Source organism: Gallibacterium sp. ZY190522 (assembly GCF_054166015.1).
In genome coordinates, this window is the sequence record NZ_CM135118.1 from 843,757 (window position 1) to 859,268 (window position 15,512).

At 38.8% G+C, this 15,512-nt stretch carries 15 protein-coding genes; 10 read left to right on the forward strand and 5 right to left on the reverse strand.

Annotated features, from left to right (window positions below):
* The first annotated feature begins 119 nt into the window (after positions 1–119).
* Positions 120–854, forward strand: coding sequence for a dethiobiotin synthase (bioD, locus tag ACXPAV_RS04260; RefSeq protein WP_039136596.1), 735 nt, complete (start codon positions 120–122; stop codon positions 852–854).
* Between the two features lie 76 nt (positions 855–930).
* Here the strand turns inward: bioD and ppnN are convergent, their stop codons facing one another.
* Genes ppnN through ACXPAV_RS04275 form a run of 3 tightly spaced genes read right to left on the reverse strand, consistent with a single transcriptional unit; the run spans position 931 to position 3,981 of the window.
* On the reverse strand, positions 931–2,301 hold the full coding sequence (ppnN, locus tag ACXPAV_RS04265) for a nucleotide 5'-monophosphate nucleosidase PpnN (RefSeq protein WP_458004162.1): 1,371 nt from the start codon (positions 2,299–2,301) through the stop codon (positions 931–933).
* A 17-nt stretch (positions 2,302–2,318) separates the two neighbouring features.
* On the reverse strand, positions 2,319–3,164 hold the full coding sequence (gene queF, locus ACXPAV_RS04270) for an NADPH-dependent 7-cyano-7-deazaguanine reductase QueF (protein WP_458004392.1): 846 nt from the start codon (positions 3,162–3,164) through the stop codon (positions 2,319–2,321).
* Positions 3,165–3,189: 25 nt separating this feature from the next.
* Entirely contained in the window at positions 3,190–3,981 is a 792-nt protein-coding gene (locus ACXPAV_RS04275; RefSeq protein ID WP_458004163.1) for a Zn-ribbon-containing protein, read from the reverse strand.
* An 85-nt stretch (positions 3,982–4,066) separates the two neighbouring features.
* Here ACXPAV_RS04275 and ACXPAV_RS04280 point away from each other — a divergent pair, with 85 nt between their 5' ends.
* The 5 genes from ACXPAV_RS04280 (at position 4,067) to ACXPAV_RS04300 (ending at position 9,409) form a co-directional block, all read left to right on the forward strand.
* Positions 4,067–4,387, forward strand: coding sequence for a YqcC family protein (locus tag ACXPAV_RS04280; protein WP_458004164.1), 321 nt, complete (start codon positions 4,067–4,069; stop codon positions 4,385–4,387).
* A complete protein-coding gene (gene truC / locus ACXPAV_RS04285) occupies positions 4,380–5,105 on the forward strand; it encodes a tRNA pseudouridine(65) synthase TruC (RefSeq protein WP_458004165.1) in 726 nt (241 codons plus the stop codon). The genes ACXPAV_RS04280 and truC overlap by 8 nt, the downstream gene beginning before the upstream one ends.
* 176 nt (positions 5,106–5,281) lie before the next feature.
* Positions 5,282–6,241, forward strand: a complete 960-nt coding sequence (locus ACXPAV_RS04290; RefSeq protein ID WP_458004166.1) for a TAXI family TRAP transporter solute-binding subunit — start codon at positions 5,282–5,284, stop codon at positions 6,239–6,241.
* Positions 6,242–6,328: 87 nt separating this feature from the next.
* Positions 6,329–8,980 carry a TRAP transporter permease gene (locus tag ACXPAV_RS04295; protein ID WP_458004167.1) on the forward strand — a complete coding sequence of 884 codons (2,652 nt, stop codon included), beginning with the start codon at positions 6,329–6,331 and terminating at the stop codon, positions 8,978–8,980.
* Complete coding sequence (locus ACXPAV_RS04300; RefSeq protein ID WP_039140935.1) at positions 8,981–9,409, forward strand: universal stress protein; 429 nt, start codon at positions 8,981–8,983, stop codon at positions 9,407–9,409. It abuts the gene before it with no gap.
* Between the two features lie 57 nt (positions 9,410–9,466).
* On the opposite strand, the gene folX is transcribed toward ACXPAV_RS04300, so the two are convergent.
* The gene (folX, locus tag ACXPAV_RS04305) at positions 9,467–9,835 is read right to left on the reverse strand and encodes a dihydroneopterin triphosphate 2'-epimerase (protein WP_039136584.1); all 369 of its coding nucleotides are present in this window, start codon (positions 9,833–9,835) and stop codon (positions 9,467–9,469) included.
* Positions 9,836–9,906: 71 nt separating this feature from the next.
* On the opposite strand from folX, the gene ACXPAV_RS04310 reads away from it, so the two are divergent.
* A complete protein-coding gene (locus ACXPAV_RS04310) occupies positions 9,907–10,950 on the forward strand; it encodes an AI-2E family transporter (protein ID WP_039170735.1) in 1,044 nt (347 codons plus the stop codon).
* A gap of 75 nt (positions 10,951–11,025) precedes the next feature.
* Here ACXPAV_RS04310 and ACXPAV_RS04315 read toward each other — a convergent pair whose 3' ends face one another.
* Complete coding sequence (locus ACXPAV_RS04315; protein WP_458004168.1) at positions 11,026–11,934, reverse strand: lysine exporter LysO family protein; 909 nt, start codon at positions 11,932–11,934, stop codon at positions 11,026–11,028.
* A gap of 129 nt (positions 11,935–12,063) precedes the next feature.
* Here ACXPAV_RS04315 and ACXPAV_RS04320 point away from each other — a divergent pair, with 129 nt between their 5' ends.
* From ACXPAV_RS04320 to ACXPAV_RS04330, 3 genes are all read left to right on the forward strand, one after another.
* On the forward strand, positions 12,064–13,638 hold the full coding sequence (locus ACXPAV_RS04320) for a DUF2813 domain-containing protein (protein WP_458004169.1): 1,575 nt from the start codon (positions 12,064–12,066) through the stop codon (positions 13,636–13,638).
* Between the two features lie 111 nt (positions 13,639–13,749).
* A complete protein-coding gene (locus ACXPAV_RS04325) occupies positions 13,750–15,057 on the forward strand; it encodes an NCS2 family permease (protein ID WP_039170723.1) in 1,308 nt (435 codons plus the stop codon).
* Positions 15,058–15,066: 9 nt separating this feature from the next.
* On the forward strand, positions 15,067–15,423 hold the full coding sequence (locus ACXPAV_RS04330; RefSeq protein ID WP_039085819.1) for a DsrE/DsrF/TusD sulfur relay family protein: 357 nt from the start codon (positions 15,067–15,069) through the stop codon (positions 15,421–15,423).
* The last annotated feature ends 89 nt before the right edge of the window (positions 15,424–15,512 follow it).

Here is a 15,512-nt window from a genome sequence, read left to right on the forward strand (position 1 = left end):
AAGAGTTAAAAAATTTTTTAGCTCTTAAAATAAATCTACAAAATATTGTGTTAGCTCAATTTTTCGAAAAAATAACTTTATTATAATTTTCTGCGGTTTTTTGATAAAAGGAATAAATAATGAGTTGTTTTTTTGTAACGGGTACGGATACGAATGTTGGTAAAACGGTAGTGAGTCGCGCTATTATTCAAGCGTTGCAATCACAGGGAATTCATATTGTCGGTTTTAAGCCTATTGCCTGTGGGGAAGAAGATAGCATTTATACTGAAAATCGTATTGATGATCTTAAACAACAAACAGAAGATAATAAAGATGTTAAGACATTATTGGATAGTACAAATGAAGCGGTAACATATAAAGATATAAATAGCTATACTTTTACAGAAAGTAGTTTACCGGTATTAGCTGCACTGAATGAAATTGATAACATCGACGTGAAAAAAATAGATCAGGATCTTGCCAAGTTAACTTCACGTTATCAATCAGTATTGGTTGAAGGGACTTATGGATGGCTTACTCCGATTAATAAAGAGATGACCTTTGATCGTTGGGTTAAAGAGCATAAAATGCCGGTGGTATTAGTTGTTGGTATTAAAGAGGGCTGCGTCAATCACGCATTATTAACAGCACAATCTATAATTACTTCTGGTGTGCCGCTATTAGGTTGGGTGGCAAATCGTATTAACCCTTGTTTGCGTCATTATGCTGAAATCATCAAATTATTACACGAAGTGATTGATGCACCGTTGTTGGGCGAAATTCCCTATATTCATCGCCCAGAACAGCAGCAATTAGGGCATTTTATTACTAATCTTGATCGCCTAACTTGTTTACAAACTGAACTCTGCAAATAAAAAAACGGCTAGATTATGATCTGCACCCCAAAAGTTGGACTTATTATCCAACACACAGAGGTGCAGATTTTTTATCCTATTTTACAATTTCATAGCAAGGTACATAGGCTTCCGTACTTGGCAATTTCATTCTATGTTGCGCAATAAAATCTTTTAATAGATTTTCCATATTTTCCAATACCATCGCATCACCGTGTAGCTTAAAAGCACCATATTTTGCAATTGCGTCTTTAGTATTAGGTTTAATATTGCCGGCAACAATCCCTGAGAATGCGCGTCTTAAATTAGAAACCAAATCCATTAATGGTTGATCTAAATGGAGATTTAATGCTGCCATTGATTGATGATTTGGTTCAAATGATGCTTGTAGTATCGGATCAATTTTTAGCATCCAATTAAAACTGTAAGCATCGCCTTTTTCAAAACGTTGTTGTTTAATGTTATCCATTGCCTGTTTTGCATAACGTGCGACTGCAACTGGATCATCAATGATAATTTCATACTGTTTACGTGCTTCTTCACCTAATACTTTGCTGACAAAACGGTCGATAGTTGCAAAATAATCTGCACAGGAAGATGGGCCAGTTAAAATCAACGGGATTGTTTGATTGCGATTGTCAGGATGTAATTTAATACCGAGCAAGAATAAAAATTCTTCAAATGTTCCTGGGCCACCAGGGAAAATAAGGAAAGTATGTCCCAATCGAGTAAATGCTTCCAAACGTTTTTCAATATCCGGCATAATGATTAACTCATTTACAATTGGATTTGGTGGCTCAGAGGCAATAATTGAAGGTTCGGTAATACCAATAAAACGACTGTCTTTAAAACGTTGATTTGCGTGTCCGATAGCGGCACCTTTCATCGGCGCTTCCATTACGCCCGGACCGCAACCGGTCACAATATTTAATTCCCGATAACCTAATTCCAAGCCAACGGCACGGCAATATTGGTATTCGCTTTCATTAATGGAGTGTCCGCCCCAGCACACAACCAGATTCGGATCTTCACCGATACGCAGCGCTTTGGCATTGCGTAGGATAGAAAACACTTGATTGGTAATACGTGCACTAATATCGGCTTGGGTTAAATGATTGCCGAGAAAGCGATCTTGATTGATTTGTGCAAAGATAATATCGCGTAACACCGCAAACAGATGATATTGGATATTACGAATAATTTTATCATCGACAAATGCACTTTCTGGTGGATTGAGTAATTCTAAAGCGATTCCTCGTTCACGCGTCAATAGGTTGATCGCAAAATCGGGATATTTACCAAGTAAAGCTCGGCTGTCGTCTGTTATTGCACCGGAATTCAATACTGCCAAAGAACAGTTTCGATAAAGCGGATAAAGATCTCCTTCAGCACCTTGTTTTAACCGAGCAACTTCCAAATGAGAGAGTTGATCCATACTGCCACGCGGATTAATGTAATAAATACTCATATTTCTCCTTATTGTTGTTATTGGCGAGCCAAACGAAGATTGGCAGGAATTTGTTCAAAATTAGAACGAAATGGATTGATATCCAAACCGCCACGGCGGGTATAACGAGCGTATACCGTTAATTTTTCTGGTTTTGCATAATACATTAAATCGCAAAAAATACGCTCCACACACTGTTCGTGAAACTCGTTATGTTGGCGGAAAGAGATCAAATAGCGTAAAAGTTTTTCTTGATTAATCTCACGCCCGACATAGTGAATTTGAATGCTACCCCAATCGGGCTGTTGTGTGATTAAACAGTTGGATTTCAGTAAATGGCTGACTAAAGTTTGTTCTACTTTTTCACTGTTATCATCAACGCAGTTTTGCAATAAATCGGCATTAAATTGGTAATTATCGATCACAATATCCAGCTGATCGATGCAAATTCCTTCAAGATATGCAATCTTTTGTTGTTGGTAATATTGCAAATCGTGCAGTGTAACTTTAACTTTGCCATTGGCACATTGTTGTAAATCCTGTTGAATTGTGGTTTCGACCTGTTGTTTGTTGTCAAAATGTGTTTGATTGAAACTATTGAGATAAAGTTTAAAACTTTTTGATTCAATCAAATTTTCACTGTTGCAATCCAACACCACATCAGCAATCGCTACTTGTGGCACGCCATTTTTATTAAGCCACGAAATTTCATAAAGTGTCCAAATATCAGCACCTTGTGTAAAAGGTTGTTGTGATAAGATACCGAGCTGTTCACGGTTGAGTTTGCGAGGCACAGCTTGCAGTAATGAGGGGCGGTAATCTGTAGCGTATGTTGTTTTTTTTCCTAAAGTGAGTTTTATAAGGCTTTCGTCCTGATAATCTATCATATGTAATCCTTTGATTTTGTTATTATTGTATGTCCCAAGATAAATTAGAGACTAAGCGGCAATGATCGCATTTGAATTGGAAAAGGTTTATTGCCTCAGTTAACAACCATTCTCTGCCACAACAAGGGCAACGCCTAGCTAATTCTCGTTGCTTATCCTTTTCACCTACACGATAAAGATAGTAATAAACCGGGCGTTGTAAGTGGCTCTCCAACTGCTGCCGTAAAGCATAGCCTTGGCGTGAGAGCAGACTGGTAAAATCACTGATTTGATAAGTTGCCTCATTGACCAGAACATTGCCATTCATTTGCAATTGGTCGCAAGCCTGCCAATCTTCTTCCCAACGAATACAATTCATACCGAGTTGAGCGTTATTGTAACAAAAATGATAGAGTGGAACAGGTAATAATTGATCAAGTGTGCAAATTGGTGAGCTGCTTTTCAGATAATTGGTGTAAAGCACCAGATCGGCATCTTTTGTTAAGTGAGTACAGGTTTCATCAGAATTGAAATCTATTACTTGAATCTCTTTGTTTGTTAAAAAAAGACCGTATTTTGCTAATTTATCTAAAGCAGCTATGACAAAAGCACTATTATGGCGAGAATCTAGAGAATCCTGTTCTGGACAGTTCACGTTAATTTCGAATGTGAGCAGATTTTCATTAGAAAAGTAATAAGTAATCGGGATTTCACGACCAATAATTTGTCCATTATAACGCCAAGCATCAATTAATTGATTGCAGAGCATTACGCTTTCATTGATGTGGTAAGCAGAATGATTTTTAGCGACAAGGTTAATTTGGGTTAAAAACATAAATTCACTCTTATACAAAATAACAAAATGGATATACTATGGTGTTTTAAAAAAATGCTATTGTAATCAAAAAAAGAGAGTAGTGATGAAAAAAGAAAATTTATTAGCGGAATACTTATCTGAATTACAACAAATTATGCAACAGCATCAATTATGGCAACGACAACCGCCACCGGCTTCAGCATTTGAAAGTCAGCAGCCGTTTGCACTTGATACTATGGAGGCGACGGAATGGCTACAATGGATTTTTATTCCGCGTATATTGGCATTAATTGAAGAGCAGGCATCATTGCCAACAGTAATTGCCATTTCCCCTTATTTGGAAGAAGCATTAAAAGAGCATCCACATTTACCGCAATTATTAGAACCGATTCAAAAAATTGAGGTGTTGTTGACTAATGTCTGATCAGCAAATGTTGGAAATTTTATATCGAGATCAATCATTAATCGCGGTTAATAAACCTGCAGGAATGCTGGTGCATCGCAGCTGGTTAGATAAACACGAAACGGAGTTTGTGATGCAGAAGTTGCGTGATCAAATTGGGCAATATGTATTCCCGATTCATCGTTTAGATCGCCCGACTTCCGGGGTGCTGCTGTTTGCGTTAAACAGTGAAATCGCCAATGCGGTTTGTCGCCAGTTTGAACAAAAACAGGTGAAAAAACAGTATCTTGCAGTTGTACGAGGCTATCTTACAGGACAGGAAAGAATAGATTACCCATTAAAGTTGAAATGGGACAAAATTGCTGATAAATTTTCGCAGAAAGATAAAACGCCACAAGAAGCAGTTACTGATTATCAAGGTTTGGCAACGCTTGAAATTCCTGTTGCGGTTGGACGTTATGCCACATCACGTTATAGTTTGGTACGTTTAACACCACAAACTGGACGCAAACACCAGTTGCGTCGACATTTAAAGCATATTTTTCATCCAATTATCGGCGATACACAATATGGTGATTTGCATCAAAATCGGGCATTTAGCGGCTATTTTTCAGTAAATCGACTAATGCTGCACGCAGAAAACTTGGAGTTATTACATCCTAAAACACAGCAGCTGTTACGGATTTCTGCACCACTAGATGAATCTTTTTCAAAAATTAGAAAACTTTTTGATACGTAATAACACTTTTTGAGCAAATAAATCGTGAAAAATTTGTGATATTTCTTCAATTTTTCACAAAAAATTAATATTGATTATTGCAAATCTTTGAGATGTCTTGTATATCTTATGGGTCTTCAGTTAAGACCTGAATGAGCAAACATAATATCTCGCCTTTTTACTAAAGAGGAACAACAATGAAAAAATTATTTAAATTAGGGATGGTTGCCGGTTTAATGATGACTTCCGCATCCGTAATAGCGGAAGATAAGTTCGTTACTATCGGTACTGGTGGGCAAACCGGTGTTTATTACGTCGTCGGTCAATCTATTTGTCAATTAGTGAACCGTGATACTGCAAAAACCGGTTTAAAATGTAATGCACCATCAACCGGTGCTTCTGTTGCAAACCTCAATGGTATTGCCAATAAACAATTGGATATGGGAATTGCGCAGTCTGACTGGCAATATCACGCTTATAACGGCACAAGTTCATTTGAAGGCAAGAAGAATGAAAAACTAAGAGCCGTATTCTCAATTCATCCAGAACCGTTTACTGTAATGGCTCGTGATGATTCAGGTATCAAAAGTTTTGATGATTTGAAAGGTAAACGTGTAAATGTTGGTGATCCAGGATCAGGTACTCGTGCTACAATGAATGTTATTCTTAAAGCAAAAGGTTGGGATGATTCTGTATTTAAAGTTGCATCTGAGTTAAAACCGGCAGAAATGGCTTCTGTAATGTGTGACAATAATTTAGATGCTATCACTTATAACGTCGGTCATCCGAACGGTGCATTAAAAGAAGCTGCTGCGTCTTGTAATGCACATTTAGTGCCGGTAACAGGTCCTGCGATTGATAAATTAGTTGCTGATAATCCATATTATGCGAAAGCGGTTATTCCGGGTGGGCTTTATAAAGGTTCTGATCAGCCGGTAGATACTTTCGGGGTTTATGCAACTTTGGTTTCATCAACCGATGTTTCACCTGAAGTGGTTTATGATGTCGTGAAAGCGGTGTTTGATAATTTTGATCGTTTCAAACGTTTACATCCTGCATTTGCTAACTTGAAAGAACAGGATATGATCAAAAATGCATTATCAGCACCGTTGCACGAAGGTGCAGTGAAATATTATAAAGAGCGTGGCTGGATGTAAGCGCCTCTCATCATTTATTGGATTATTGAAGGCAGGAAGTTTTCCTGCCTTTTTTCGGTTTTGAGTTTTGATTTTAGGAGAGCTTGAATGACCTCAACAATAAAAAAACAAGCTGTAGATATTGAAGATCTACAGGATATGGTCGCCTCAAATGATAGCGGTGGTCGCAATCCATATGGTATCTCTAAATATGTGATTATTTGGACGGCAATTGCTTGGTCATTATTTCAAATTTATTATGCTTCGCCGTTGCCGTTTTTGTTACAAGAGGGAATTAAAAGTTTAGGTTGGAATTTGAATGTAGTGGTAGATGACACCAAAGCACGTTCAATCCATTTGGCATTTGCTATTTTCTTGGCTTATTTATCTTATCCGGCATTTAAACGCTCTCCAAAGCAGCATATTCCCGTGATTGACTGGATCTTTGCTGTTGTAGGAGCTGTTTTATGCCTTTACCCGATAATTTTTTACAATGAATTGGTTACTCGTTTTGGTGCGCCTAACCTACAAGATATTGTTGTAGGTATTGTCGGTATTTTGTTATTGCTGGAAGGCACACGGCGTAGTTTAGGATTACCACTAGTGGTGATTGCTGTAGTATTTCTGCTTTATAACTATTTCGGTCAATTCTTTCCGAGCAGTTGGCTAATAAGCCATAGAACTGGAACGCTATCTCACATTATTAATCAACAATGGGTAACTACTGAGGGTGTGTTTGGGGTGGCACTTGGCGTATCAACTAAATATGTGTTCCTATTTGTTCTGTTCGGCGCATTATTAGATAAAGCCGGAGCAGGTAACTATTTTATTAAAACTGCCTTTGCTTATTTAGGGCATTTACGTGGTGGCCCGGCTAAAGCAGCGGTTGTGGCTTCCGGTTTAACTGGGTTGATTTCTGGTTCATCAATTGCCAATGTGGTTACGACCGGCACTTTTACAATTCCGATGATGAAACGTGTTGGGTTTTCAGCAGAGAAAGCTGGTGCGGTTGAAGTGGCTTCTTCAGTAAATGGACAGATTATGCCGCCGGTAATGGGTGCAGCAGCATTTTTGATGATCGAATATATCAATATGCCATATAACGAGTTAATTACCCACGCTTTCTTGCCGGCTGTAATCTCTTACATTGCATTAGTTTATATCGTACATTTGGAAGCGTGTAAATTGAATTTGCAGGGTTTACCACGTCAAGATGTAGCAAAACCGTGGGTAGTTACCGTTTTAAGAGCATTATCTACTTTCATTATTATCTGCCTGCTCTATTTTGCTGTAGATTTCGGTTTGGGTTGGTTAAAAGTGGTAACGCCTGATTTTGCTTTTGTCATTGTTTGCTTATTGTTGGCAATTATCTATATGTTATTGCTATACCGTGTTTCTACTTTTCCAGATCTAGAAATTGATGAGCCGAATCAGGAAGTTGTGGTGTTACCAAGAGTTAAACCTACCGTTAATTCTGGGCTGCATTTCTTACTACCTGTAGTCATTTTAATTTGGTGTTTGATGGTGGAACGTTTGTCACCGGGCTTATCCGCTTTCTGGGGTACAATGGCATTAACAGTGATTTTATTAACACAGCGTCCATTATTGGCTTATTTCCGTAAACAAGGCGATTTAGTAAAAAGTTTCAAACAGGGCTGGCAAGAATTAATTAACGGTTTGGAAACCGGCGCAAGAAATATGATCGGTATCGGTATTGCCACCGCAACTGCCGGTATTATCGTGGGCGTAGTGGCATTAACCGGTTTCGGTGTGCAGTTATCCGGCATTATTGAGGTGTTATCAATGGGGAATATCCTATTGATGTTGATTTTGGTTGCCGGTTTCAGCCTGATTCTTGGTATGGGATTGCCAACTACGGCAAACTATATTGTAGTTTCTTCATTAATGGCAGGCGTTATTTTGGAAGTAGGTCGCCAAAATGGATTAATTGTGCCATTGATCGCTATCCATTTATTTGTATTTTACTTCGGGATTATGGCGGATGTCACTCCGCCGGTCGGGTTGGCGTCGTTTGCTGCTGCTGCAGTTTCCGGTGGTAATCCGATTAAAACCGGTATGGTGGCGTTCTTCTATAGTATGCGTACTGCGTTATTGCCGTTTCTATTCATTTTCAATACTGATTTGTTATTATTGAATGTCGACCTTTTCCACGGTGTGCTGATTTTCTTTGTGGCAACGATTGCAATGATGGTGTTTACTGCGGCAACAATGGGCTGGTTTATGACCAAAAATAAATGGTGGGAAACCATTGCACTGCTGTTGATTGCCTTTATGTTGTTCAGACCGGGCTTCTTTATGGAATATGTATCGCCAAGCCAGCGTCATATTCAACCGGAACATTTAATTGAAGAAGTGGCACACGCACCGGTTGGTGAGCCATTGACACTGAAAGTTTCTGGCGTGAATCCTTATGGAAAACCGATAGAATTCTTTGCTGAATTAAAAGTACCGGCAGGGGATAGCGGTGAAGAACGTATACAAAATATGGGCTTGACTTTATTGTCAACAGATGAACAGGTTGAAGTGAATGGTGAGCAGATTAAGAAAATCTTAATTGATAACGTTGAAATTGACTCGCCGGCAGCAAAAGCTAACCTTAATTGGGATCAGGTGATTTTAGATGTATCTTTGCCGTTGAAAGGTGCGTTTAATAAGGAATGGATGTTTATTCCGGCATTGTTGATTTTAGCTGTTTTAGCGTGGAATCAACGTCGTCATAAATTTACAGAGGGGAAATAGATGCAATTATTTAATAAAATTTTAATCGCTGTGGATTTGGAGCATTTAGAGGGAGCAAAAAAGGCGGTGAGAACCGCCTTAGCAATGACGGAAGGCAATCCTGATGCCGTGTTGCGGATTGTCAGCATTGTGCCACCGTTGGGAAACAGCTTTGTTTCTTCATTGTTACCTCGAAACTTTGATAAGGATGTGTTGGCGGAAGCCAATAAACGTTTGCACGACTTTACTCAGGAAAACTTTCCGGCAGATCGTAAAGTGCAACATATCGTGGCACACGGTACGGTTTATGAAGAAATAAATACTATTGCACAAGAAAAGGATGTTGATTTAATCATTATGATGGCAACAAAACCGGGAAAGCCGGGATTAAGTTCCAATACCGTGAAAGTCGCACGTTTCAGTGAAAAACCAATTTTAATTTTGCGGTAGTTGTGATGAGAAGTCCTCCAATCTGCAATATTGGAGGATTTTTATCTGTGTTAATGATTAATTTCGTTCATAACGTAAACGTAATGACACTGAATCGGCATAGCGTAATGCAAACGGTTTGGCAATTTCTACTTCCGCCCATTCTACCGCTTCTGGTTCAGCAATAATTTCTAACACTTCTCTCACCATTCGTTCTAACAATGCGAATTTATGTGTTTCAACATAATGAATCACTTTTTTGGTGATAGTTCGATAATTCAATGCATCTTCTACATTGTCACTTAAACTGGCTTTTTCGCAGTTATAACCGAGTTGAATTTGCAGAACAACATCCTGTTTATTGTTAATTTCTTCCTCTTTAATTCCAATAAAAGTGCGTAAACGTAGATCGCTGATTGTAATCACGGCTGAATTAATAATTGGCATTATACCTCCTTATAGCATCGCTTTTTTGCTATTATAGCCTAGTTTAAAATTAAGATTGAACAGGAAATCCTATGGAAACAAATGTTGCTAAGAGCAATATTAAAAATGTCATTATTATATTGGCTTGTCTTGTGATTATTTTAGCGGGAATTAAATCTGCTGTTGAAATTATTGTACCGTTTTTGCTAGCACTTTTCTTGGCCATTGTTTGTACGCCACTTATTAATTTCTTAGTTAAATTAAAAGTGCCGTTATGGTTGGCGGTTATCGCATTATTGGGCTTAATTGTGATTGCATTGACTTTTTTCGCCGGCTTGGTTGGTACTGCTGTGAATGAGTTTTCCGCATCCATTCCAACTTACAAACAGTTATTAGCACAACGTATTTCCGGTTTGGCAGCAATTATGGATCGTTTTGATTTATATCGTTTTTTACCAAAAACTATTGTTGAAGAACATCTTGATCCGAATATTATTATGGGACTGATCCGCCGTCTTTTGACTGGAATATCTGGTGTGATTACCAATGGTTTTGTGTTGTTGTTAATTGTGGTGTTTATGCTGTTTGAAGCACCGAGTATGAAACAAAAATTGGCAATTTTTTTCCAAAATAAACAGGAGAAAAAAGAGCTGGAGAATATTCAACGAGTGTTAAATAGTGTCATTAGTTATTTGGCAATTAAAACTTTTGTGAGTTTGTTAACCGGTGTGTTGGTGTGGGCAGCGTTGGCAATATTAGGGATACAGTATGCGGTGCTTTGGGGAACGGTTGCTTTTTTGCTTAACTATATTCCTAATATCGGTTCAGTTTTAGCTGCTATTCCGGTTGTTGTACAAGCATTAATTCTAAATGGTTATAGTGACAGTTTGCTAGTGGCGATAGCTTTTTTGGTTATTAATATGATTATAGGTAATATTATTGAACCACGTTTGATGGGAAGAACATTAGGCTTGTCCACTTTGGTGGTTTTTATCTCATTGATTTTTTGGGGTTGGCTTCTCGGTTCAGTGGGAATGTTGCTCTCGGTGCCACTGACAATGGCAGTGAAAATTGCGTTGGAATCGAGCGAAAATACTAAAAAATATGCTTATTTATTAGGTGATGGACGAGAGTAAACTCGCTTTAAATTTAGAAAAAATCTGCCGTTAGTGGCAGATTTTTTGTTGGTGTAAAAAGTATGATGAACAGCATTAAAGCGGAATACTAATAAAAAAGACCAATAGCACCGGAACGACAAGATTAATAATAAAGCCGAAACTGATTGCCAATGGTACGGCTTCAATACCACCACTGCGTTGAATAATCGGCAGCGTGCAGTCCAGTGCGGTTGCGCCTGCAATTCCGATAGCGGTCGCTCTAAAATGATGCATAAACAACGGGATTAGAAAGAGGCTTGCGATTTCTCGTGATAAATCATTGAAGAAAGCGATGCTTCCCCAAATAGGTCCCCAAGCATCATTTAATAAAACGCTTGATAAGGAATACCAGCCCATTCCGGAAGAGACTGCCAAGCCTTGTGACATAGGCAGTTGTAACAATAATGCCGATAAGATACCGCCGCATAAAGAACTCAGTGTCAGTAAAATGGAAATCGCAATACCGTGTTTATTAAAGAACACTTGTCGCAAATTAATACCGCTGTTGCGCAGTTGAATGCCGACCAAGAAAATCAAAACGATGAGAACATAGGTGCTGGAGCCGTGCGGCACAGTGAAATAGGCTTTGCCGAAAAAACCGACCACAAAACCGAAAACGACCATACTGCACATTTTTGCTGAATCTAAAATCATCTTCAGACGGGACGGCATCTCCTTTTGTGAGTTTAAAGTCGGTGCCGGATAGCGTTTATCGTACAGCATTAAACAGAGAATATTTAAACCGTGGATAACAAGGCTGAATACGGCGGCTTTGAACGCAATATTAGGCAAGGTTTTCGCTAAATCATCTAATTGCCCTAACGAGCACCCCATCACAAACAGAATTAAAAACAGCAGCCACATAATGGCTTTATTCACCCAATGAACAAATGTGACGTTGTGACTTTTAATTAAATAGCCTAAGAACAGAGGCACTAATACAATGGATAAACTTTCTAACATAAAAATGATAATTCAGTCTTGATATTAAGTAAAAGTCGATAATTATCAAGGATTAATGGGGAATGTCAAATAAAAGGCGATGGAATGTGCTAAGATACATTGCATATTTATCAGGATGTAGGATCAGTTATGTATCTTAAACAGATTGAAATTGTCGGCTTTCGCGGTATTCATCGGCTCTCTTTTCAGCTGCGTTCCAATATGGTGTTGATTGGCGAGAATGCGTGGGGGAAATCAAGTCTGTTGGATTTATTGAGTCTGGTTTTTAATAAAGAGGCTCAACCCTATCAATTTCAAGCAGAAGATTTTTTTCGATCAAGTCAGACTGAAATGAAATCCGCCACTTCCATCAATTTGCTCTTTACTTTCAGTGAATCACAGCCGCAAGAGTTAAAACAACAAATGCACCATTTTTTGCATCCGGTGGCGATATCGAACGATGACGGTTATTACCGAATTTATTTGCGCGTTTTTGCCGAAGCACAAGAAAATGGCGAAATTAACACGAGCTACACCTTTATTGATGGGCAGGGCAATATTTTGCCGCTGGAAGCGGCGCAACAACAAAAATTGGTCTGTCGTTTAATTCAACGACATACGATTTACCGTTTCCGCGATGCGCGTTTGCAACAACATCCATTGCAATTACAGGCGGTAAAAGTAAGCAAAAAATTAGCGCCGGAAATTTTGGATCAATTTGCGGCAGTGATGTCTTTGTTGCGTTATTACTTTATTCCCGAAAATGAACGGCTGGCAGTGGTCGGAGATACCAGCATTTTATGGCAAAAGGCAAAAAAATTGGCGGAACAGTTGCGAGTCGGCGATGAGAACTTAAAACGTTATTTTTTTGTCTATCTGGTGAAACATTTTTTGCCGGATGACAAAAGTTTGTTTTCGCAAATGAGCAATCCGATCATTCTGTTTGAAGATCCGGAATCACGCTTGCATCCGCGCTTAATGTCAATTATGTGGGAGTTAGTCAACTATATTCCATTGCAACGTTTAATGACGACCAATTCAGTGGAATTATTGGCACACGTTCCTTTGCACTCTATTTGTCGATTAGAGAGAGGTGTTGAGCGTATTCAGGCGTATCAACTGGATCGGCACGATCTCGGTAAAGTGGATATCCGCCGTTTGACTTTTCATATTCACTATAATCGCTGTTTGGCGTTGTTTTCGCGGGTTTGGATTTTTGTTGAAGGCGAAACCGAAGTGTGGATCTTAAATGAATTGGCACGAATTTTGGATCTTAATCTTGAAAATGAGGGTGTACGGATTGTTGAATTTGCTCAATGCGGCATTCGTCCGTTGATAAAATATGCCAATTTAATGGGGATTGAGTGGCATATGCTGACAGACGGTGATGATGCCGGGCATAAATATGCGGCGATTGCGACCGAGTTATTGCGCGAAAATGAGCATTATTTGGACAAAATAACGCTGTTGCCACGAAAAGATATTGAGCATTATTTTTTTGATAATGGCTTTGATAATGTTTTTAAGCGTTTGGCTCGGCTGCCGCAACATCATAAATTTAATAAATCACAGATTATTCAGCGTGCGATCCAAAATACTTCCAAACCGGATCTGGCACTGGCGATTGTAAGAGAGGTTAAAAAACACGGAACACAATTTATCCCGTTGTTATTCCGCCGTTTATTTTCAAAGGTGTTATTGATTGCAAAAGAGCAGGGCGTGTAAAAAATTTCAATTTTTCTCAAAAACTGTCAGTCATTTTTTGCTAGAATTAAAAGGAAAAGCCTGTTACTCGCTTTTCCTTTCTTTTTTTGTTTATCATACAGGTATTTTTTTATGCAAAATCAATGCTTTTTAGCGAAGTTTTTCCATTTGGAACAGCATAATACAGATGTTAAAACTGAAATTATCGCTGGGATTACCACCTTTCTGACAATGGTCTATATTGTGTTCGTTAATCCGTCTATTCTCGGTGTGGCTGGGATGGATACGCAAGTCGTGTTTGTTACGACCTGTCTGATTGCGGCGTTCGGTAGTATTTTTATGGGATTATTTGCCAATTTACCGGTTGCTTTAGCACCGGCAATGGGGTTAAACGCCTTTTTTGCTTATGTTGTCGTGAGCAAAATCGGTTTATCTTGGCAGGTCGGAATGGGAACGATCTTTTGGGGTGCAGTTGGGTTATTGACTTTAACCTTGTTTCAAATCCGTTATTGGCTCATCGCTTCAATTCCACTCAGCTTGCGTGTCGGAATTACTGCCGGAATCGGCTTATTCATTGCTTTAATGGGCTTTCATAACGCCGGCATTATCGTGCCGAATGAAGCGACGTTAATGTCTTTGGGTGATCTTCATTCATCGACTGTTTTACTTGGCATTTTAGGCTTTTTCATTATTGTCATTCTCTCATCTAAGAATATTCACGCCTCGGTGTTGGTTTCAATTATTGTTACTACCGTGCTTTCATTGCTTTTGGGTAAAACTGAATTTAACGGTATTTTCTCTATGCCACCAAGCATTACTTCCGTTGTCGGTCAGGTAGATATCGGCGGTGCATTACAAGGTGATTTATTAGGTATTATTTTCTCTTTTATGTTAGTGAATTTGTTTGACTCTTCAGGCACCTTGTTGGGGGTAACCGATAAAGCCGGCATCAGCAATGCTCAAGGCACTTTCCCGAAAATGAAACAGGCACTTTATGTCGATAGTATCAGTTCTGTAACAGGCGCTTATCTGGGGACTTCTTCTGTTACCGCTTATATTGAAAGCAGTGCCGGCGTGTCGGTCGGAGGACGTACCGGTTTAACTGCAGTAGTTGTCGGTATTTTGTTCTTAATAGTGATGTTTATTTCGCCATTGGCGTCTATTGTGCCGCCATATGCAACTGCTGGAGCATTGATCTATGTTGGTATTTTGATGTCTTCCAGTTTAATCAAAGTGCGTTGGGATGATTTAACCGAGGCAACACCAGCGTTTATTACTGCGGCGATGATGCCATTTACCTACTCAATTACCGAAGGGATTGCACTTGGTTTTATCAGTTACTGTGTGATGAAATTCTTTACCGGAAAAGCCAAAGAGGTTTCTATTCCGGTCTGGTTAATTGCCGTATTATTTTTACTTAAAATTATTTTTGTAAATTAAGGGATTACTATGCAAAAGCTACTTTATATTTTAAATGAGTCACCTTATGGTGGTGAAAAAACTTTCAATGCGTTGCGTTTTGCATTGGCATTAAAAGAAGAACACAACCAAGATGTAGAAATGAAAATTTTCTGTTTTTCTGATGCCGTATTGTCCGGTTTAAAAGGACAAAATCCGAAAGAGGGTGCAAATGTTCAGGAAGTATTAGCCATTTTGACCGGTTTAGGGGTAGAGGTAAAATTATGTACCACTTGCACAAATGCACGAGCGATCTCTAAACAGCCGCTGATTGAAGGGGTGTCATTAGGCACATTAGCTGATGTTGCCGAATGGACTTTATGGGCGGATAAAGTATTAACTTTCTAATATTATTAAGGTTGTCGTAGCAGTTGCTCGGCAACCTTCTCATTTAAACAAGCCAATCTTTTAATTTCTATTAAAGTAAATTTGAACAG